Raw genomic sequence first — 20,703 nt, forward strand, 5'->3', positions numbered from 1 at the left:
TGCATACGGTCCTAACGGTGCGAGGCGATGGCCTCGTACACCATGCCGACGAGCAGCTCGTCGGCGTCCCGGCGGCCGAACTCCCCGGCGGCGCGGGACATCTGGTACAGCCGGTGCGGATCGGCGAGCACGGGCAGGAGGTTCTGCTGCACCCACTCGGGGGTGAGTTCCGCGTCGTCGACCAGCAGTCCGCCGCCGGCCTTGACCACCGGCTGGGCGTTCAGCCGCTGTTCACCGTTGCCGATGGGCAGCGGGACGTAGGCGGCCGGGAGCCCGACGGCGGAGAGTTCGGCGACGGTCATCGCGCCGGCGCGGCAGAGCATCATGTCGGCCGCGGCGTACGCGAGGTCCATCCGATCAAGGTAACTTACCGGGATGTAGGGCGGCATTCCCGGCATCTGCTGCACCTGGGGCAGTTCATTCTTCGGGCCGACCACGTGCAGGATCTGGATGCCCGCCTGCTGCATCCAGGGCGCGACCTGCTGGACCACCTCGTTGAGCCGGCGGGCGCCCTGGGAGCCGCCGGAGACCAGCAGCGTGGGCAGGTTCGGGTCGAGCCCGAACGCCGCACGGGCCTCGGGGCGCACGGCCGCCCGGTCCAGGGTGGCGATGGCGCGGCGCAGCGGGATACCGATGTAACGGGCGCCGCGCAGCTTGCTGTCGGGCGTGGAGACGGCGACCTGCGCGGCGTACCGCGAACCGATCTTGTTGGCCAGGCCCGGGCGGGCGTTGGCCTCGTGGATGACGATGGGCACACCGAGCCGCTTGGCGGCCAGGTAGCCGGGCAGGGCGACGTAGCCGCCGAATCCGACCACGGCGTCCGCCTTGGTCCGCTCCAGGATCTGCTCGGCCGCCTTGATCGTGCCGCGCAGCCGGCCCGGGACGGTGATCAGCTCGGGGGTGGGCTTGCGCGGCAGCGGCACCGCCGGGATGAGCGCGAGCTCGTAGCCCCGCTCGGGGACGAGCCGGGTCTCCAGGCCGCGCTCCGTGCCCAGGGCCGTGATCCCCACGGTCGGGTCCTGCCTGCGCAGGGCGTCCGCGAGGGCGAGCGCGGGCTCGATGTGGCCCGCGGTACCTCCGCCGGCGAGTACGACATGCACCGAAATTCACCGCTCTCCGGACGGACGCGCCGCCGAGGCACGCCGTCGCATCGTGTTCCATCTCCGAGGCTCGCGACCGGATCCGCGGTCGGATCTCCGGCCGGGCGCGGAGCCTCCTGCCCGCTTTCTACCAAAGCGAGGTTGCCGCATGGCAAGCGCCGCCCGCGCAGCGGGCTCGTCACGCGCGAAGGCGATCAGCAGCCCGATGGCGAACATGGTCGGCAGCAGGGCGGATCCTCCGTAGGAGAACAGCGGGAGCGGGACGCCGGCGATCGGCAGCAGACCGAGCACCGCACCGATGTTGATCACCGCCTGCGCGGTGATCCAGGTGGTCACGCCTCCCGCGGCATACCTCACGAAGGGGTCCTCCGTGCGTCCGGCCACGCGGATGCCCGCATAGCCTAGAGCGGCGAACAGGGCGAGCACCGACAGCGTCCCCCCGAGGCCCAGTTCCTCGCCGGTGACGGCGAAGATGAAGTCGGTGTGGGCTTCGGGGAGTTGGCCCCATTTCTCCAAGCTGGCACCGAGTCCGGATCCGAACAGTCCGCCGGAGGCCAGGGCGTAGATGCCGTGCACCGCCTGCCAGCACTTGGTCGCGTCGCTGGAGCCGATGCAGGCGAACCGGCCGAGGCGGTTGGGGCTCATCTGGATCAGCAGGAAGCCGATCACACCGGCGAACGACAGCACCCCCACGAAGAGCCGGGTGGGCGCCCCCGCCAGCCACAGCAGGCCGAACAGGATCGCGGTGAGGATGATCGCGGTCCCCATGTCGCCGCCGAGCATGATCAGCCCGAGCAGCATGAAGGCGACCGGGACGAGGGGCACCAGCATGTGCTTCCACTGGGTCAGCAGCCGCTTGTCCTGTTTGCGCGCGATCAGGTCGGCACCCCACAGCACCAGCGCCAGCTTGCCGATCTCGCTGGGCTGGATCTGGAAGGAGCCGCCGAGCGCGATCCAGTTCTGGTTGCCGTTGACCGCCATCCCTATCCCCGGCACCTGCACCAGCGCCATCAGGGCCACCGCGCCCGCCAGGATCGGGTAGGCCAGCGCCCGGTGCAGCCTGACCGGCATCCGGGCGGCGAGCAGCAGCAGCCCGGCGCCGATCGCGGCCGCGAGCAGCTGCTTGCGGAAGAAGTACGAGCCCGGCAGTGCCTTCTGCAGCGCGGTGATCTGGGAGGCCGAGTAGACCATCACCAGCCCCAGCACGGTGAGCAGCAGACTGGCGCCGAGGATCAGGTAGTAGGCGGTCAGCGGCCGGTCCCAGGCCTTGCGCGCGCGATCGATCAGGCGCGCCGCGGAGCGCCGGCCGGGGGTCCGGTCGGCCGTCGGGCGCTTGACGGTCCGCTGCACGGGCGGGCGACCGGTACGGCTGCTGCCGGGACTACCGGGCATCGGGTCCTCCGCTGTACGTCGGCCGCGCAAGTCCGGCTCGGCTCACGGGTCCCACGCCTCCCTCCCGAGGTCGCCCGGCAGCGCGGGCGGCCGGGATCAGGCGCCGAGTCCGGATACGGCCTCCGCGAACGCCTCGCCGCGCCTGTTGTAGTTGGCGAACATGTCCATGGAGGCGCAGGCCGGGGCCAGCAGTACCGTGTCGCCGGGCCGTGCGAGCCGCCGCGCCTCCTGGACGGCCTGGAGCATCGCCCCAGTGTCGGTCCGGTCGAGGTCGACGACGGGTACCTCCGGGGCGTGTCGCGCGAGGGCGTCACGGATGAGCGCGCGATCGGCTCCGATGAGGACGGCACCGCGCAGCCGCTTCGCCGAGTTCGCGACGAGCTCGTCGAAGGTCGCGCCCTTCGCCAGACCGCCCGCGATCCACACGATCGACTCGTACGCCGCCAACGAGGCCTGAGCCGCGTGGGTGTTGGTGGCCTTGGAGTCGTCGACGTAGGCCACGCCGTCCACGTCGGCCACGTGCGCGATGCGGTGGGCGTCCGGGGTGAAGGCCCGCAGGCCGTCCCGGACGGCCTGCGCCGGGACGCCGAAGGCGCGTGCCAGGGCCGCAGCGGCGAGGGCGTTGGCGATGTTGTGCGGGGCGGGCGGGTGGACGTCGGAGACCTCGGCCAGCTCCTGGGCGTTCTTGTGCCGGTTCTCGACGAAGGCGCGGTCGACGAGGATGCCGTCCACGACGCCGAGTTGGGAGGGGCCGGGGGTGCCGAGCGTGAACCCGACGGCGCGGCAGCCCTCCTCGACGTCCGCCTCGCGCACCAGGTCCTCGGTGGCCTTGTCGGCGGCGTTGTAGACGCAGGCGACGCGGTTGCCCTCGTAGATACGGCCCTTGTCGGCGGCGTAGGCCTCCATGGAGCCGTGCCAGTCGAGGTGGTCGGGGGCGAGGTTGAGGACGGCGGCGGAGTGGGCGCGCAGCGAGGGCGCCCAGTGCAGCTGGTAGCTCGACAGCTCCACCGCAAGGACGTCGTAGCGCTCCTCGCCGAGGACGGCGTCCAGCAGGGAGACGCCGATGTTGCCGACGGCCGCCGTGCGCAGGCCCGCCGCCCTCAGGATGGAGGCGAGCATCTGCACGGTGGTGGTCTTGCCGTTGGTGCCGGTCACGGCGAGCCACGGGGCGGCGTCGGGGCCGCGCAGCCGCCAGGCGAGTTCGACGTCCCCCCAGACGGGTACGCCGGCCTGCCCGGCGGCGCGGAAGAGCGGCTTGTCCGGCCGCCAGCCGGGCGCGGTGACGATCAGCTCGGTGCCCTCCGGCAGGGTGTCGCCGTCACCGAGGCGCACGGTCACGCCGAGCGCCTCCAGCTCGGCCGCCTGGGTCCGGGCGCGCTCGTCGTCGCCGTCGTTGACGACGGTGACGCGCGCGCCGAGACCGTGCAGGACCTTGGCCGCCGGGACACCGGAGACGCCGAGTCCCGCGACGGTGACGTTCCTACCCTGCCAGTCGGTCACTTGTCCGCTGCCCATCCCGCATAGAAGAGGCCCAGTCCGACAATCACACAGATGCCCTGAATGATCCAGAAACGGACCACGACGAGCACTTCGGACCAGCCTTTGAGTTCGAAGTGGTGCTGGAGAGGCGCCATCCGGAAGACCCGCTTCCCGGTGAGCCGGAAGGAGCCGACCTGGATGACCACCGACATGGTGATGAGCACGAACAGACCGCCCAGCAGCGCGAGCAGCAGCTCGGTGCGGGAGCAGATCGCCAGGCCCGCGAGCACACCGCCGAGCGCGAGCGAACCGGTGTCGCCCATGAAGATCTTGGCGGGCGAGGTGTTCCACCACAGGAAGCCCAGGCAGGCGCCCATCAGCGCGGAGGCCACGACCGCGAGGTCGAGCGGATCGCGGACCTCGTAACAGGCGTTGGGGTTGGTCAGGGTCTGCGCGTTGGCGCAGGACTCCTGGAACTGCCAGACGCCGATGAACGTGTAGGCGCCGAAGACGAGCACGGAGGCGCCGGTGGCCAGACCGTCCAGACCGTCGGTGAGGTTCACGCCGTTCGACATCGCGAGGATCATGAACAGCGCCCAGATCACGAACAGCACCGGGCCGATCGTCCAGCCGAAGTCGGTGATGAACGACAGCTTCGTGGAGGCGGGGGTGTTGCCGCGGTTGTCGGAGAACTGCAGCGCGAGCACCGCGAAGGCGATGCCGACGATCAGCTGGCCGGTCATCTTCGCCTTGGCGCGCAGACCCAGCGAACGGCGCTTGACGATCTTGATGTAGTCGTCGAGGAATCCGACCAGGCCCATGCCGACCATCAGGCCGAGCACCAGCAGACCCGAGTAGGTCGGGGTGTAGCCGGTGATCACCTTGGACAGGAAGTAGGCGGCGACCGTGGCCAGGATGAAGGCGATGCCACCCATGGTCGGCGTACCGCGCTTGCTGGCGTGCTCGCGCGGGCCGTCGTCGCGGATGTACTGCCCGTAGCCCTTCCGGGCCAGGAGCTTGATCAGCAACGGGGTGCCGACCAGCGTCAGGAAGAGGCCGATGACGCCCGCGAACAGGATCTGCTTCATCATCGGGCGGCGACCTCACCCTCGGCACCGGTCTCGAGCAACGCCTGGGCGACGCTCTCGAGGCCGACCGAACGGGACGCCTTCACGAGGACGACGTCCCCCGGGCGCAACTCGCTGCGCAACAGGTCGATCGCCGCCTGTGCGTCGGACACGTGCACCGACTCCTCACCCCACGAACCCTCGTTATATGCGCCCAGTTGCAGCCAGGACGCTTCCCTGCCCCCGACCGCGACGAGCTTGCTGACGTTGAGCCGGACGGCGAGCCGTCCGACCGCGTCGTGCTCGGCGAGCGCCTCGTCCCCGAGCTCGGCCATCTTGCCGAGCACCGCCCAGGTCCGCCGTCCCCCGCCCATGGCCGCGAGCGCGCGCAGAGCGGCCCGCATGGACTCGGGGTTGGCGTTGTAGGCGTCGTTGACGACCGTCACGCCGTCCGGGCGCTCGGTGACCTCCATCCGCCAGCGGGAGAGGGAGCCCGCCTCGGAGAGCGCGGTGGCGATCTCAGTTACGGACATGCCCAGCTCATGCGCGACGGCGGCCGCGGCGAGCGCGTTCGACACGTGATGCTCACCGTACAGGCGCATCGTCACATCGCTTGCACCGGAGGGTGTGTGAAGCCTGAAGGCGGGCTGCCCGCTGTCCGTGAGTCTCACGTTCTCGGCGCGTACGTCCGCTTCGCCGGACTCTCCGAAAAGGATCACCTTCGCCTTCGTACGGGAGGCCATGGCCCGTACCAACGGGTCGTCGGCGTTGAGGATCGCGGTTCCGCCGTCCTCGGCCGCCGGCAGGCTCTCCACCAACTCGCCCTTCGCCTGGGCGATCTGCTCACGGCCGCCGAACTCGCCGATGTGGGCGGTGCCGACGTTGAGCACCAGGCCGACCTTCGGCGGGGTCAGTTCGGTCAGGTAGCGGATGTGGCCGACACCGCGGGCGCCCATCTCCAGCACGAGGAACCTCGTCTCCTCGGTGGCGCTCAGCGCGGTCAGCGGCAGCCCGATCTCGTTGTTGAGGGAGCCGGGCGTGAACACGGTCGGCGCCTCGCGCCGCAGCACCTGGGCGATGAGGTCCTTGGTGCTGGTCTTGCCCGCGGAGCCGGTGAGGGCGACGAGGGTCGCGCCCAGCCGTTCGACGACGTGGCGGGCGAGGGCGCCGAGCGCGGCCTGCACGTCCTCGACGACGATCGCGGGCACGCCGACCGGGCGGGACGCCAGCACGGCGGCCGCGCCCGCCTCGACGACGGCCGCGGCGAAGTCGTGGCCGTCCACGCGCTCGCCGACGAAGGCGACGAAGAGGCTGCCGGGCACCACCTCGCGGGAGTCCCGGACCACGGGCCCGGTGACCTCCGCGGACGGATCCGGTATGTCGTAGGTCTGCCCGCCGACGACTGCTGCGATCTCGGCGAGGGAGAGGGCGATCACAAGTTCATCCCTGGGTCTTCTGGATAGCTTCGCGAAGCACCTGGCGGTCGTCGAAGGGACGGACCACTCCGGCGATGTCCTGGCCCTGTTCGTGGCCCTTGCCCGCGACCAGCACGGCGTCCCCGGGCTGCGCGCGGTCGACGGCGGCGGCGATCGCGGCGGCCCGCTCCTCGAAGAGGAGCACCTCGCCGCGCTCGTGCGCGGGCACCGAGGCCGCGCCCTCGAGCATGGTGGCGAGGATCGCCAGGGGATCCTCGGAGCGGGGGTTGTCGGAGGTCAGCACGGCGATGTCGGCGAGCCGGGCCGCGGCGGCGCCCATCGGCGCGCGTTTGGTCTGGTCGCGGTCCCCGCCGCAGCCGAGCACGATGTGCAGCCGTCCCTTGGTGACCTTGCGCAGCGCCTTGAGGACCGACTCCACGGCGTCCGTCTTGTGCGCGTAGTCGACGACCGCGAGGTACGGCTGGCCGACGTCGACGCGCTCCAGCCGGCCCGGTACGCCCGGAACGGCGGCGATGCCGTCGGCGGCGGACTGCGGGTCGAGGCCCGCGGCGGCCAGGGCGACCACGGCGGCCAGCGTGTTGGCGACGTTGAACGGGCCCGGCAGCGGCGACCTGGCGGCGATCCGCCGGCCCTCGGGGCCGACCACGGTGAAGGTGGAGTCGACCGGGCCGACCTGGACGTCCTCGGCGCGCCAGTCGGCGTCGGGGTGGCCCTCGGCGGAGAAGGTGACGACCGGGACCGTGGCCTCCCCGGCCAGCCGGCGCCCGTACTCGTCGTCGAAGTTGACCACGCCGAGCTTGCTGCGCTCCGGCGTGAACAGCTGCGCCTTGGCCCGGAAGTAGTCCTCCATGTCGGAGTGGAACTCCATGTGTTCCGGGCTGAGGTTGGTGAAGACACCGATGTCGAAGACGCAGCCGTCGACACGGCCGAGCACGAGGGCGTGGCTGGAGACCTCCATGGCGACCGCCTCGACCCCGCGCTCGCGCATGACCGCGAACAGGGCCTGGAGGTCGGTGGCCTCGGGGGTGGTGCGCTCGGACTTGATGCGCTCCTCGCCGATGCGCATCTCGACGGTGCCGATCAGTCCGGTGGACTTCACGGTCTTCAGGCCGCCCTCGACGAGGTAGGCGGTGGTGGTCTTGCCGGAGGTGCCGGTGATGCCGATCTGGAGCAGGTCGCGGCCGGGCCTGCCGTAGATCGTGGCCGCCAGCTCGCCCATCCGGCCGCGTGGGTCGGCCACGGCCAGGACCGGCAGGCCGGTGGCGGCGGCGCGCTCGGCGCCGGACGGGTCGGTGAGCACGGCGACGGCGCCCAGGCTCGCCGCCTGGGTGACGAAGTCGGCGCCGTGCGTGCGGGCGCCGGGCAGGGCTGCGTACAGATCGCCGGGGCGCACGGCGCGCGAGTCATGGGTGATGCCCGTGACCTCGGCGGCGCCGTCCGGAGCGGTGACCCCCAGCTGATCGGCGAGCTCCGCGAGGGGGGCGGCGGAGACCTGAACCGGTCGCGGCGGTCCCGGATATGTCACGGAAGCGCCCTTCTGGGTGGTTTGGGACTGATCAGCGTGTGGCACGGCGGTGAGCGTACCGGGCGTACCCGCCGTGGGGCTAAAAAGGGGATCGCGCGCAGCGCCGTCCGGCACGGACGAGGGCCGGTGCGACGGGCGGTTCCCGGGGCCGGGAGTGATCGTTGTCACGGGCTGGTTCCTGGTCGTTCTGTTCCGGTCACGGCTTGAAGTCGACGGGCAGGTTCGCGGCCTGCACGCCGGTCGGCGGCACCTGGAGCGTCTTCAGCGCGAACTCCATGACCTCCTTGTAGATCGGGCCGCAGATCTGGCCGCCGTAGTAGCTGCCCTTGGTGGCGTTCTGGATCGCGCAGTAGACGGTGACGCGGGGGTTGTCGGCGGGCGCGAACCCGGCGAAGGAGGACGTGTAGCCGCGGTATCTGCCGGTGGCCGGATCCACGCGGTTGGCCGTGCCGGTCTTGCCCGCCACGCGGTAGCCGGGGATGCGCGCCTTGACACCGGTGCCCTGCTCGTCGCCGACCACGGACTCCAGCATGTGCGCGAGCGTCTTCGCCGTCTTCGCGCTCACGACCCGCGTCTTCTCGGGCTTGTCGGCCGGCGCGAAGCGGCCGTCGGCCCCCTTGCTCCCGCGCACCAGCGTCGGCTGCACACGCACCCCGCCGTTGGCGATCGTGGAGTAGACGGAGGCCGCCTGCACGGCGTTGATGGAGAAGCCCTGGCCGAAAGGAATCGTGTACTGCTGCGAGGTGGACCACTTGTCGGGGGGTGCGAGGATGCCCCGGGTCTCGCCGGGGAAGCCGAGCCCGGTCGGCTCGCCGATGCCGAACTTGCGCAGGTAGGAGTAGAGGACCTTATTGGCCTCCGGCTGGGTCTTGCCGAGCTGGCCGGTGGCCAGGATGGTGCCGATGTTGCTGGACTTGGCGAGCACGCCGTTCAGCGTGAGGTACCAGGTGTCGTGGTCGACGTCGTCCTGGAAGAGGCGGTCGCCGCGGTGCAGCCGGTTGGGCACGACGACGTGGGTGAGCGGCGTCGCCGCGTTCTCCTCCAGTACGGCGGCCATGGACATGACCTTGGCGGTGGAGCCGGGCTCGTAGGCGTCCTGGACGGCGGCGTTGCCCAGCGCGGCCGGGTCGGCGTGGGACAGGTCGCCCGGGTCGAAGCCCGGGGAGTTGGCCATGGCGAGGATCTCGCCGGTGCGGGTGTCCTGCACGATGACGTAGCCGCGGTCCGCCCCGGACTTCGCCACCTGCTCGGTGATGGCGTTCTGGGCGGCCCACTGGATGTCGCGGTCGATGGTGAGCTCGGTGTCGGAGCCGGGCACCGCGCGCGTCTCGGTGGAGCCCGCGGTGGGCACCTCGCGGCCGCCGGACTGGGCGTAGCGGATCTTGCCGGGCTTGCCGGCCAGCCGCTCGTTCAGCTGCTGCTCGATGCCGCCGCCGCCCTTGCCGTCGGCGTTGACCCAGCCCAGTATCCCGGCGGCGAGGCCGCTGTTGGGGTAGACCCGCTTGCTGCTGGGGTCGGAGAAGACGCCGGCGAGCACGTTGACGGTGGTCCTGTCCTTCTGGGCCTTCTTCGCCAGGGCCGTCTTCAGGTCCTTGATCTGCTTCCAGACCTGCGGGGTCTCGCGGCGGGCGAGCAGCACGTAGCGGGTGTTCGGCGTGCGGAGCTTCGCGGTGAGGGCCGCCTGGTCCTGGCCGAGGATCGGGGCGAGCAGTGCGGCCGCCTGCTCGGGGCCGTCGCCGATGTGCAGCTGGTCGCGGCCGAACATGGTGGGGTCGGCGGTGATGTCGTCGGCGTCCACGCTGGTCGCCAGGTCGACGCCGTTGCGGTCGGTGATGCGGCCCCGCTCGGCGGCCAGGGTGTGCACCACGTACCGGTTCTCCTCGGCCTTGGCGGCGTACGCGCTCGCGTCGACGGCCTGCACCTGCAGCAGCCGTACGGCGAAGACGAGCAGCACCAGGGTCAGCGCGAGGGCGACCAGCCGCAACCGGGGGCGGGGGCTGCCGAGCCGGATGCGCGCGGCCTGGGGCCGGGCCGGGGCCGGGCGGCGGGCCGGCCGGGCACCGGGGCCGGGCCGCTGCCGGGCGGCCGGACGCGCCGGCCTGGCGGGCCCGGGCACCCGGCGACGCGGCGGTTCCCTGTCGGACACGTCCGTCACCTGCCGAAAGTCGAGTTCGAAGCGAACGGGAAGACAGTGGCGCCGACCGAAACGCCGACCACGACACCCCCGAAGACCGAGCACGGCCCGGTCCCCGGCCCGACAGACCCGGACAGGCCAGGCACCCGGCGACGCGGCGGCTCCCCGTCGGGCACGTCAGGCCCGGACAGGCCGGGAAGCGGAAGGCATGGCCGTTCCCCACCGGACGCATCCGTCAACCTGCCGAAAGCCCGGGTCGGCGCGAGCCGGGACACAGCCCCGACCGCCGAGGCGGCAGACACGGCACCCTCAGAAACCGAACACAGCCGAACCCCCTGCCCGACAGACCCGGACCGGCCAGGCACCCGGCGACTCGGCGGGACCCTGTCGGCCACGTCAGCCCCGGACAGCCCGGCGACCGGACGGCGCGGCGGTTCGCTGTCGGTCACGTCCGTCACCTGCCGGGGGTCGGGGTCGGGGCGGGTGGAGGGGCGGCCGGGACGGCCGCGGTGGTGTTCTCCGGGGTCGGGGCGGGGCCCTGGGCCGGTGGCGGTGCCAGGTCCGCGGCTGCCGGGACGGCGCCGTCCGTGGCGGACGGCGAGAGGGCGAGCGCCGCGGGCGGCAGGAGCGACAGCGGCGTCTGCTGCGCGGGGGGCGGCGTGGGTGCGGCCGAGGGGACGCCCTTGACGGTCCCGTCGGCGCCCAGGAAGGCCGGGTCGCCGCCGGGCACCATGCCCAGTTGCAGAGCGCGGAGCTGGAGGGCGTCCGGGGCGGAGTAGGAGTCGATGTCCCGCTGGAGGGCCTGCTCCTCGTCGGTGAGGTTCTTGGCGTCCTTCTGGAGCGCCTCCCGCTGGAACGCGCCTTCGCTGAGGGCGGAGTTCAGCATCAGCAGCCCGATGAGGCCGCCGCCGAGCAGGAGCACGACGAGGAGGACGAACGGGGTCCGGGCGGCCTGGCCCCGGCCGGCCGGGAAGAGCCGGGCGAGCCGGGCGGCACGGCCCCTCAGCACGGGTTTCCTGCTCACTGGTCCCCCTGGCTCACTCGACGTCCTCCCTGACGCGCTCGGCGCCGCGCAGCCGGGCCGGCGCCGCCCGCCGGTTCTCGGCGATCTCCTCCTCGGTGGGAAGTTCGGCACCGCGGGTGAGCAGCTTGAGCCGGGGCTGGTAGCGCTCGGGCACGACCGGGAGCCCGGGGGGCGCACTCGACGCGGCACCGGCCGCGAACACCTGCTTGACCAGGCGGTCCTCGAGGGAGTGGTACGACAGCACGGCGATCCGCCCGCCGACGTCCAGCGCCTTCACCGCGGCCGGGATCGCCCGCTCCAGCACGGCGAGCTCGCCGTTGACCTCGATCCGCAGCGCCTGGAAGGTGCGCTTGGCCGGGTTGCCACCGGTGCGCTTGGCGGCCTGCGGCAGCGCGTCGCGGATCAGCTCCACCAGCCGGGCGCTGTTGGTGAACGGCTCCTTCTCGCGCTCGCGCACGACGGCGGCCACGATCCGCTTGGCCTGCTTCTCCTCGCCGTACGCCCGCAGGATGCGGACCAGTTCGCCGGGCGGGTACGTGTTGAGGACCTCGGCGGCGCTCATCCCGGTGCTCTGGTCCATGCGCATGTCCAGGGGGGCGTCCTGGGCGTAGGCGAAGCCACGGTCGGCCTCGTCGAGCTGCATCGAGGACACCCCGAGGTCGAACAGGACGCCCCGCACGCGCGGGACGCCCAGCCGGTCGAGCACGTCGGGCAGCTCGTCGTAGACGGCGTGCACCAGGGTGGCCCGGTCGCCGAAGGGGGCCAGGCGCTCGCCGGACAGGCGCAGGGCCTCCTTGTCGCGGTCGAGGGCCACCAGCCGCGCCTCGGGGAAGCGGGTGAGCAGCGCCTCGCTGTGTCCGCCGAGGCCGAGGGTGCAGTCGACGACCACCGCTCCCGGCCGCTCCAGGGCGGGCGCCAGAAGATCCAGGCACCGCTGGAGCATCACGGGGACGTGTCGGCTGTCGCTCAAGGAGCCCTCTCAGTCCGGCGCGTCCCGCACGCACCGCCGGGTCCCCGACCGCTCAGGAAGGAAAAGGGGCCTGCCGGCGCCGGAAGCGTCAGCCGACCGGAAGCGGGAGGAGGCCGAGCCGTACGTACGCGCCGCGCACGTGGGGAGACCGCCGGCGCGTGGGCCGGGGCCTGTCGGGAATGCAGTCCAGCAGGGAGGGCCACGCCTCCCGCTTCGCGTCACTTTAGTGCACCCTGTCTCGCGGTCAATCAACCGGCCTGCGCGTCGCCCGACGGAGTAGCGGCCGCAAGGCAAGACGGAAATTCACTCTTACGGGTGTGGATTCGCCCTGCGTGTGGGGTCCCTCACAACAAGCCATGACGGGGTTCTTTGTACCGTCTCACAACAGGACCCGGACCCCGACGCCCACTAACGTCATGAGTATGACGACTTCTGCATCAGTTCCCGCCGGGTCCGAGGACGCCATAGACCGGCGTGGCACCGTCACCGACCGTCTCGCGGAGGCCAACCAGCAGTACGCCGCCGCGTTCACCGATCCGGGGATGGACGCCCGGCCCGTACTGAGGGTCGCCGTCGTGGCCTGCATGGACGCCCGTCTCGACCTGCACGCCGCGCTCGGCCTGGAACTCGGCGACTGTCACACCATCCGCAACGCGGGCGGTGTGGTCACCGACGACGTCATCCGCTCGCTCACCATCAGCCAGCGTGCCCTGGGCACCCGCAGCATCGTGCTGATCCACCACACCAACTGCGGCATGCAGTCCATCACCGAGGAGTTCCGGCACGACCTGGAGATGGAGGTCGGACAGCGTCCGGCCTGGGCCGTGGAGGCCTTCCGGGACGTGGACCAGGACGTGCGGCAGTCGATGCAGCGCGTCCGCACCTCGCCGTTCCTGCTGCACACCGACGACGTACGCGGTTTCGTCTTCGACGTCAGGACGGGCCTGCTGCGCGAGATCGACCCCGCCTGACCGCCGCACGCGCACCGGGAGTCCGGTGCGCGGCATGCCTCCGTCACCAGCGAAAGCCGCAAGACCCGACATATTGCGGCCAGTTGTCCACAGGCGAGTGACACGAATCGGTAACGGCGGCAAGAATGCGGGGGTGGCCTCACGCGGAACGTTTCACGCGTGGTGCCTGATTCGGGGTGGGCCGGTCCGCACAGCAGAGCGTCGGCCCGGAAAGTTGGGGTATCCCCCGCTCGCCGACGAGCGTGGGGAAGGGCCGAGGAGGGCCGCCGGGTGACGACCTATGACGATCGAGCGAGCCATGGGGGTGCCCCCGCTCGAGCGGAGTCGAGAGTGGGGGCCGATCTGACTGCCACGGTGGAGCGGGTCCGCCGTTCGGTGGAAGAAGTGATCGAGGGCAAGCCCGAGGTCGTACGGCTTTCGCTGACCGTGCTGCTCGCCGAGGGGCATCTTCTGATCGAGGACGTTCCGGGGGTGGGCAAGACGATGCTCGCCAAGGCGCTGGCGCGGTCCATCGACTGTTCGGTGCGGCGTATCCAGTTCACGCCCGACCTGCTGCCGTCGGACATCACCGGCGTGTCCATCTGGGACCAGCAGCGCCGGGACTTCGAGTTCAAGCCGGGCGCCATCTTCGCGCAGATCGTGATCGGCGACGAGATCAACCGGGCCTCGCCCAAGACCCAGTCCGCGCTGCTGGAGTCCTTGGAGGAGCGGCAGGTCACCATCGACGGGCAGACCTACGAACTGCCCTCGCCGTTCATGGTGGTGGCCACGCAGAACCCGGTCGAGATGGAGGGCACCTATCCGCTGCCCGAGGCCCAGCGCGACCGCTTCATGGCCCGGGTGTCCATCGGATACCCGAGCCCGGACGCCGAGTTGCAGATGCTGGACGTGCACGGCGGGGTGAGCCCGCTGGACGACCTCCAGCCGGTGGCGCACGCGCACGAGATCGTGAAACTGATCGAGGCCGTGCGCGGGGTGCACGTCGCCGAGACGGTGCGGCGGTACGCGGTGGACCTGGTCTCCGCCACCCGCACCCATCCCGACCTCAGACTCGGCGCCTCGCCGCGCGCGACGCTGCACCTGCTGCGCGCGGCGAAGGCGTCCGCCGCGCTGAGCGGCCGGGAGTACGCGCTGCCGGACGATGTGCAGGCGCTGGCCGTGGCCGTCCTGGCCCACCGGCTGCTGCCCACCGCCCAGGCCCAGCTCAACCGCCGCACCGCCGAACAGGTCGTCCAGGAGATCCTCCAGCGCACCCCGGTGCCCGCGGCGCCCCAGCAGTCCGGCGGCTTCGGCCTGGGCCGCGGCGCGCCCGCGTACGGCCAGCAGCCGCCGCGGAGCCTGTGATGTCCGACGCGGGGACGGCGCACTCGGACGACGACCGCAGGGAGCGGGGCGGCGTCCGCACCGCGCTGGCCGGTCTGACCACCCGCGGGCGCTCCTTCCTGGCCGCTGGAATCGCCGCCGCGATCTGCGCCTACGTCCTCGGTCAGAGCGACCTGCTGCGGGTCGGGCTGCTGCTGGCGGCGCTGCCGCTGGTGTGCGCCACGGTGCTCTTCCGCACGCGCTACCGGGTCGCCGGCAGCCGCCGGCTCTCCCCCGCGCGCGTACCCGCCGGCAGCGAGGCCCGGGTGCATCTGCGGATGGACAACGTCTCGCGGCTGCCCACCGGCCTGCTGATGCTCCAGGACCGGGTGCCGTACGTGCTCGGGCCGCGGCCCCGTTTCGTGCTCGACCGGGTCGAGCCGGGCGGGCGCCGCGAGGTGTCCTACCGGGTCCGCTCCGACCTGCGCGGACGGTATCCGCTGGGCCCGCTGCAACTGCGGCTGACCGACCCCTTCGGGATGTGCGAACTGACCCGTTCCTTCTCGGCCCACGACACCCTGACCGTGATCCCGCGGGTGGAGCCGCTGTCACCGGTGCGCCTGAGCGGGGAGGCCAAGGGGTACGGCGACGGACGGCAGCGCTCGCTGGCACTGGCCGGCGAGGACGACGTCATCCCGCGCGGGTACCGCTACGGCGACGATCTGCGCCGTGTGCACTGGCGGTCCACCGCTCGCTACGGCGAGCTGATGGTGCGCCGCGAGGAGCAGCCGCAGCGCGCCCGCTGCACGGTGCTCCTCGACACCCGGGCGCTCGCCTACCGGGGCGCGGGCCCCGACTCGGCCTTCGAGTGGGCCGTGTCCGGCGCCGCGTCGGTCCTGGTGCACATGCTGGAGCGGGGCTTCTCGGTGCGGCTGCTGACCGACACCGGCAACTCCGTGCCCGGCGAGGGCGGCGAGGGGTTCGCGGGCACCAGCCAGGAGTCGGCGGACTCGGCCGGGCTGATGATGGACACCCTCGCCGTGATCGACCACTCCGACGGGGCGGGCCTGTCCCGCGCCTACGACGTGCTGCGCGGCGGCAACGAGGGACTGCTGGTGGCCTTCCTCGGCGACCTCGACGAGGCGCAGGCCGGGGTCGCGGCCAAGATGCGGCAGCGCAGTGGCGGAGCGGTCGCCTTCGTCCTGGACAGCGAGACCTGGGTCCGGGAGCCGGGCGACGTACCGGGGCCCGTTTCGCAGGCCGACGACCGCCTCCGGCTGCTGCGCGACGCGGGCTGGACGGCCGTGCCGGTGCCCCGGGGCGCCGGCCCGGACGAGCTGTGGCGCCGCGCGGACCAGGAGCGCATCAGCGCGAGCGCGGCCGGCGGGACGGGGCCGGGCGGGGGATGGTCATGATCGAGGTGACGAACCGGGCGACCCCGGACCGACGCCGGGACCGGCACGACGTACCCGCGAACGGCACCAGCGCGATGACCATGAGCAACGTAACGAACCGGACGGCCCCGAACCGGCGTCAGGACCAGCGCCACGTACCCGCGTGCGGCACCGGCGACGGGGAGGGGTGGGTATGAGCGGGCGGACGCGGTTGGCGCTGTGTGCGGCGGCGGCGACGTTGGCGGCGTCGTGCGCGCTGCTGCCGCTGGTCTCCCCCGCCTCGTGGATCCTCCAGGCCATCCTGTTGCTGGCGGTGCAGTCGGGGGTCGGCGCGGTGACCCGGCGGGTGCCGCTGGCCCGGCCGCTGACCGTGGCGGCGCAGGCCCTGGCCACACTGATGATGCTCACCCTGGTCTTCGCCCGGGGGCAGGCCTTCGCCGGGCTGATCCCGGGCCCGGAGGCCTTCCGGCACCTGGCCGGACTGCTGCGGGAGGGCGCGGACGACGTCGGGCGGTACGCCATCCCGGCGCCGCAGACCGACGGCATCCGCCTGATGCTCGTGGGCGGCGTCCTGCTGATCGGGCTGATCGTGGACACGCTCGCGGTGACCTTCCGCAGCGCGGCCCCCGCCGGCCTGCCGCTGCTCGCCGTGTACTCCGTGGCCGCGGGCCTGTCCGACGGCGGCACCGGCTGGTGGTGGTTCCTGATCGCGGCCGCCGGCTACCTGATGCTGCTGCTGGCCGAGGGCCGGGACCGGCTCTCGCAGTGGGGGCGGGTGTTCTCCGGGGCATCGCGCCCGGTGAGCGGCGAGCCGGGCGGCGCGACCGCGCCCGTGCGCACCGGGCGCCGGATCGGCGCCCTCGCCCTCGGCATCGCCCTCGTGGTGCCGCTCGGCCTCCCGGCGATGCAGGGCGGGCTGCTCGGCGCCGCCGGAACCGGGGTCGGCTCGGGCAGCGGCAACGGCGGCACGATCTCCGCGGTCAACCCGCTGGTGTCGCTGCGCGACAGCCTGAACGTCGACGAGGACCGCACGGTCATCACCCTGCGCACGGACACGTCCGACACCTCGAACCTGTACCTGCGGATCGTGTCCCTGGACGACTTCGACGGCACCACCTGGAAGCCGTCCCAGCGGCACATCGTCGGCGTACCCGACCCGCTGCCCGCCCCCCTGGGCCTGGACAGCGGCGTCAAACGGACGGAGATCACCACGACGATCTCGGCGGCGGACTGGTACGGCCAGGACTGGCTGCCGATGCCGTACCCGCCGAGCGCCGTGCGGATCAAGGGTAGTTGGCGCTACGAGCCCGTGGGCATGACCCTCGTCGGCGACCACGGGCAGAACACGCGCGGGCTGACCTACGAGGTGAAGAGCCTTCAGGTGCGGCCGACCGCCGAGCAGCTCGCCGCGGCGCCGGAACCGTCGGCGGCACTGAGGAACGAGTACACCAAGGTGCCCAAGTCGCTGCCGGCGGACGTCGCGAGCACCGCCCGCCGGGTCACCGAGGGCGCGACGAACCACTACGAGCAGGCGGTCGAGCTCCAGGACTGGTTCACCCTCGGCGGCGGCTTCCAGTACGACACGCAGGTCGAGGCGGGCAGCGGACCGCAGGCCATCTCGCGGTTCCTGAAGGACAAGCGCGGCTTCTGTGTGCACTTCTCCTTCGCGATGGCCGCCATGGCCCGCACGCTTGGCATACCGGCCCGGGTCGCGGTGGGCTTCGCGCCCGGCACCGCGCAGAGCGACGGAACCATGGCGGTGGGTCTGAAAGACGCCCACGCCTGGCCCGAGTTGTATTTCGAGGGCGTCGGCTGGACCCGCTTCGAACCGACCCCCACGCGCGGCTCGGTGCCGACGTACACCCAGTCGGACACGCCGGGCACCCGCCTGCCGGAGCCGACGGCGCCGTCCGAGGACGCGAGCACGGCGCCCTCCGCCGCGCCGTCGGCGAACCAGAGCTGCCCGCCGGAGCTGCGGCGGCTCCAGGAGTGCGGTGGCCCGTCCGCGCAAGCCGTGCAGGTCCAGGGCGACGATGGCCCGAAGTGGTACGCCGTCCTGGGGTGGACGCTGGGCGGCCTGCTGGTCCTCGCCCTGCCGCTGTCGCCGCTGCTGTGGCGCCGGCGGATGCGCGCCGTGCGGCTGGGCGCGCACGGGCGCGGCGAGGCGGACGCGGGGCCGCACATCCTGGCGGTCTGGCAGGAACTGGGCGACACCGCCTGGGACTTCGGGATCCTGCCGGACGAGTCGCAGACCCCGCGCAAGGCGGCCGCCCGGATCGTCCGCCTGGGGCGCCTCGACGAGGTGGCCGCCGCCTCGGCGCACCGGCTGGCAGACGCCGTGGAGCAAGTCCTCTACGCGCCGCGCCCGCGTCCGGTGGCGGGGCTCGCCGAGGACGTCCGGCGGGTCGCCGTCGGCCTGCGGGACACGGCGTCCCGGCGCATCAGGCTGCGGGCCGCCCTCGCCCCGCGCTCCATGGTGCGCGTGGTCTGGGCGGCGTCGGCCTGGTGGAACGCGCTCAGGTCCCGTGTCAGTGCCCGGGTCGCCGCAGCCCGGACGAGGCTGCGCGGACCGTCGGAGCAGCAGGGCTCGGGGGACCGGGCCGAGGCCTCCGGCTGAGGGGCCTTGCCGAGGCCTCCGACGGGGGCTCCCGGTGGGGCTCCGGCTGACCGGGGTTCCGGCTGAGGTGGCCGCGCCCGTGCCGACGCCCGGACACGCACGAGGGGGTGACCACCGCTGGTGGTCACCCCCTCGTGCAAGGGCTGTGGTGCTCGGCGGGCTAACGGCCGCCCTGCTCGTCCCGGCGGCGCTGCCAGCGCTCCTCGATGCGGTCCATCATCGAACGCTTCTGACGGGCCGGACGGCGGGCCTGCGGGCCTGCGGCGGCCTGCTCGCCCGGCTTGGGCGCCTTGCGCCAGCCGGTCACGACCAGTACGGCGCAGCCCAGCATGACCAGGAAGCCCACCACACTGACCCAGATGAGCCGCTGGACGACCATTCCTGCCATGAGGAGCGCGATACCTACGAGGAAGCCCACGACCGCCTGGTAGACCCGCCGCCGGGTGTACGTACGCAGCCCGCTTCCCTCGAGCGCCGACGCGAACTTGGGATCTTCGGCGTACAGCGCTCGCTCCATCTGCTCGAGCATGCGCTGCTCGTGCTCCGAGAGCGGCACGGAGTCCTCCTCATCGTGCAGTCGCCGGGGCGACTCGGGGGGTCCCTTCAGGATAGGCAGGGAATCGCCCCCGTGAAACCCGCCCCTCTGCGCCAATTGGCCAACCGGAATCCGCCATGTCCGTCCCGGTCCGCTGAGGCTTCCATTCCCCGGCGGGCGGGCCGTCATGCCGGACGGTCTCCCTCGATCATACGGCGCGAAGCGGCCGACCGGGTGGCCTGTGGCGGACTGCATGCCCGGCCGAAGGGCCGGTCGGCGGCCCGCCCCGTGAAGGCGGCTCAGTCCTCCGCCGCGCCCCGGGTCTCACCGAGTACGTGGAGCTGTGTGGCCACGGAGTGGAACGCGGGCCGCTCGGCCGCCGCCGCCTCCAGCTTCAGCAGGGCGTCCAGCGCTCCGGGCTCGGTGTCCACGAGCACGCCGGGCACCAGGTCGGCGAAGATCCGCACCCCGTGCACGGCGCCCACCCGCAGGCCCGCGCCCTCGACGAGCGCGGTGAGCTGCTCGGCGGTGAAGCGGCGCGGCACCGGGTCGCCCTCGCCCCAGCGCCCGTCGGGGTCGTCGAGCGCCTGCCGGGCCTCCTTGAAGTGCCCGGCGAGGGCCCGCGCGAGCACGGCGCCGCCGAGACCGGCGGCGAGCACGCTCAGGACGCCCTCGGCACGCAGGGCGGCCACCGCGTTGCGCACGCCCTCGGCGGGGTCGTCGACGTACTCCAGGACGCCGTGGCACAGCACCGCGTCGTAGCCGCCGCGCTCGACCACGTCGAAGAGGCCGCGGGCGTCGCCCTGGACACCCCGCACCCGGTCGGCCAGGCCGGCCTCGGCGGCACGGCGCTCCAGCGCGAACAGCGCGTTGGGACTGGGGTCGACGACGGTGACCCGGTGGCCGAGCCGGGCGGCGGGCACGGCGAAGTTGCCGCTGCCGCCGCCGGTGTCGAGGACGTCCAGGGACTCCCGGCCCGCGGCCTTGACCCGGCGGTCGAGGGCGTCGTGCAGGACCTCCCAGACCACGGCGGTACGGAGAGACGCGCGGGGGCGAGAGGGGTCGGAGCGCGGAGACGTCGGGTGAGGGTGGTGGGAGGCGGGCGGGCGCATCGGGTCCGACACGGCAGTTGACTCCTCGGCGCGGCACCGCCTCTTGCACGGCGGAGCGATCGGACTGCCCCTCCCCGCCCGGCGCACGGGAACTGGAAGGGCTTCAGGCGCCTTCCACCCTATTGCCTCCACCCCCCGACCTGCCGCTCGGCTCCGCCGCCGCCCCGGTCGCCGCCCCGCCGTGACGGTTCGCCGGGGCGGCGACTGCCGTACGGGCGCGTGCCGTGCGTGTCAGCCCGCGTCCGGCAGGTCGTGGGGCGGGGTGCGTTCGGGGTGGGAGGGGTTCGTTCCGGTTGGTTCGCCCGTCCCGGTCGGGGGGTCGGTGTCGGGGCGGGGCTGGGGCAGGACCGGCTGGAGGAGGAGCATGCGTTCGACCAGGCGGATGAACATCGCCACGTCCCGTATCAGGTCGTCGGCGTCCCGCTGGCCGGCCGCGCCCCGGATCCCGGCCTCGGCGCGGGCACGGCGAGCGGCCCCCGCGGCGAACAGCGCGCTCCACTCGGCGAGTTCGGGCGCGATCTCGGGGAGCACTTCCCAGGCGCTCCTGATGCGGGCCCGGCGGCGCGGATCGACCTCAGCGCGGCCAGCGTGTTGGCGGCCCCCTTTCTGCGGCGGTTGACGCCCCACAGGCGGTCGTCGCCGACC

Annotated in this window: 15 protein-coding genes and 2 pseudogenes; 4 read left to right on the top strand and 13 right to left on the bottom strand. The window is 72.8% G+C overall.

The window, feature by feature from the left end; genetic code table 11:
- Positions 1 to 11 precede the first annotated feature (11 nt).
- From murG to rsmH, 9 genes are all read right to left on the bottom strand, one after another.
- Positions 12 to 1,100, bottom strand: a complete 1,089-nt coding sequence (gene murG, locus ABZ818_RS34905; RefSeq protein WP_361423830.1) for an undecaprenyldiphospho-muramoylpentapeptide beta-N-acetylglucosaminyltransferase — start codon at positions 1,098 to 1,100, stop codon at positions 12 to 14.
- Positions 1,101 to 1,106: 6 nt separating this feature from the next.
- On the bottom strand, positions 1,107 to 2,492 hold the full coding sequence (gene ftsW, locus ABZ818_RS34910) for a putative lipid II flippase FtsW (protein ID WP_361423833.1): 1,386 nt from the start codon (positions 2,490 to 2,492) through the stop codon (positions 1,107 to 1,109).
- A gap of 96 nt (positions 2,493 to 2,588) precedes the next feature.
- Positions 2,589 to 4,007 carry a UDP-N-acetylmuramoyl-L-alanine--D-glutamate ligase gene (gene murD / locus ABZ818_RS34915; RefSeq protein WP_361423836.1) on the bottom strand — a complete coding sequence of 473 codons (1,419 nt, stop codon included), beginning with the start codon at positions 4,005 to 4,007 and terminating at the stop codon, positions 2,589 to 2,591.
- On the bottom strand, positions 3,989 to 5,059 hold the full coding sequence (gene mraY, locus ABZ818_RS34920) for a phospho-N-acetylmuramoyl-pentapeptide-transferase (RefSeq protein ID WP_361423873.1): 1,071 nt from the start codon (positions 5,057 to 5,059) through the stop codon (positions 3,989 to 3,991). The genes murD and mraY overlap by 19 nt, the downstream gene beginning before the upstream one ends.
- Positions 5,059 to 6,474 carry a UDP-N-acetylmuramoyl-tripeptide--D-alanyl-D-alanine ligase gene (gene murF / locus ABZ818_RS34925; RefSeq protein WP_361423840.1) on the bottom strand — a complete coding sequence of 472 codons (1,416 nt, stop codon included), beginning with the start codon at positions 6,472 to 6,474 and terminating at the stop codon, positions 5,059 to 5,061. The genes mraY and murF overlap by 1 nt, the downstream gene beginning before the upstream one ends.
- A gap of 4 nt (positions 6,475 to 6,478) precedes the next feature.
- Positions 6,479 to 7,999 (bottom strand): UDP-N-acetylmuramoyl-L-alanyl-D-glutamate--2,6-diaminopimelate ligase, encoded by a 1,521-nt coding sequence (locus tag ABZ818_RS34930; protein ID WP_361423843.1) that lies wholly within the window; start codon positions 7,997 to 7,999, stop codon positions 6,479 to 6,481.
- Positions 8,000 to 8,195: 196 nt separating this feature from the next.
- Positions 8,196 to 10,145, bottom strand: coding sequence for a penicillin-binding protein 2 (locus ABZ818_RS34935; RefSeq protein WP_361423846.1), 1,950 nt, complete (start codon positions 10,143 to 10,145; stop codon positions 8,196 to 8,198).
- A 442-nt stretch (positions 10,146 to 10,587) separates the two neighbouring features.
- Entirely contained in the window at positions 10,588 to 11,157 is a 570-nt protein-coding gene (locus tag ABZ818_RS34940; RefSeq protein WP_361423849.1) for a septum formation initiator family protein, read from the bottom strand.
- A 13-nt stretch (positions 11,158 to 11,170) separates the two neighbouring features.
- Positions 11,171 to 12,127, bottom strand: a complete 957-nt coding sequence (gene rsmH, locus ABZ818_RS34945) for a 16S rRNA (cytosine(1402)-N(4))-methyltransferase RsmH (RefSeq protein WP_361423852.1) — start codon at positions 12,125 to 12,127, stop codon at positions 11,171 to 11,173.
- A gap of 422 nt (positions 12,128 to 12,549) precedes the next feature.
- On the opposite strand from rsmH, the gene ABZ818_RS34950 reads away from it, so the two are divergent.
- From ABZ818_RS34950 to ABZ818_RS34965, 4 genes are all read left to right on the top strand, one after another.
- On the top strand, positions 12,550 to 13,098 hold the full coding sequence (locus ABZ818_RS34950) for a carbonic anhydrase (protein ID WP_361423855.1): 549 nt from the start codon (positions 12,550 to 12,552) through the stop codon (positions 13,096 to 13,098).
- Between the two features lie 330 nt (positions 13,099 to 13,428).
- Positions 13,429 to 14,442 carry a MoxR family ATPase gene (locus ABZ818_RS34955; protein ID WP_361423858.1) on the top strand — a complete coding sequence of 338 codons (1,014 nt, stop codon included), beginning with the start codon at positions 13,429 to 13,431 and terminating at the stop codon, positions 14,440 to 14,442.
- Positions 14,442 to 15,815 carry a DUF58 domain-containing protein gene (locus ABZ818_RS34960; protein WP_361423861.1) on the top strand — a complete coding sequence of 458 codons (1,374 nt, stop codon included), beginning with the start codon at positions 14,442 to 14,444 and terminating at the stop codon, positions 15,813 to 15,815. The genes ABZ818_RS34955 and ABZ818_RS34960 overlap by 1 nt, the downstream gene beginning before the upstream one ends.
- 172 nt (positions 15,816 to 15,987) lie before the next feature.
- Positions 15,988 to 18,411 (top strand): DUF3488 and transglutaminase-like domain-containing protein, encoded by a 2,424-nt coding sequence (locus tag ABZ818_RS34965; protein ID WP_361423864.1) that lies wholly within the window; start codon positions 15,988 to 15,990, stop codon positions 18,409 to 18,411.
- 160 nt (positions 18,412 to 18,571) lie between these two features.
- Here the strand turns inward: ABZ818_RS34965 and ABZ818_RS34970 are convergent, their stop codons facing one another.
- The 4 genes and pseudogenes from ABZ818_RS34970 to ABZ818_RS34985 form a co-directional block, all read right to left on the bottom strand.
- The gene (locus ABZ818_RS34970; protein ID WP_361423867.1) at positions 18,572 to 18,967 is read right to left on the bottom strand and encodes a DUF3040 domain-containing protein; all 396 of its coding nucleotides are present in this window, start codon (positions 18,965 to 18,967) and stop codon (positions 18,572 to 18,574) included.
- 278 nt (positions 18,968 to 19,245) lie between these two features.
- Complete coding sequence (locus ABZ818_RS34975) at positions 19,246 to 20,070, bottom strand: methyltransferase (RefSeq protein WP_361423870.1); 825 nt, start codon at positions 20,068 to 20,070, stop codon at positions 19,246 to 19,248.
- A 219-nt stretch (positions 20,071 to 20,289) separates the two neighbouring features.
- A pseudogene (locus ABZ818_RS34980) lies at positions 20,290 to 20,625 on the bottom strand (SAV_6107 family HEPN domain-containing protein); the annotation flags it as partial.
- Positions 20,595 to 20,703 (bottom strand): annotated as a pseudogene (locus tag ABZ818_RS34985) (IS630 family transposase); the annotation flags it as partial. The pseudogenes ABZ818_RS34985 and ABZ818_RS34980, both read right to left, overlap by 31 nt.

This window comes from Streptomyces sp. NPDC047453, from assembly GCF_040643155.1.
Lineage (GTDB): Bacteria > Actinomycetota > Actinomycetes > Streptomycetales > Streptomycetaceae > Streptomyces.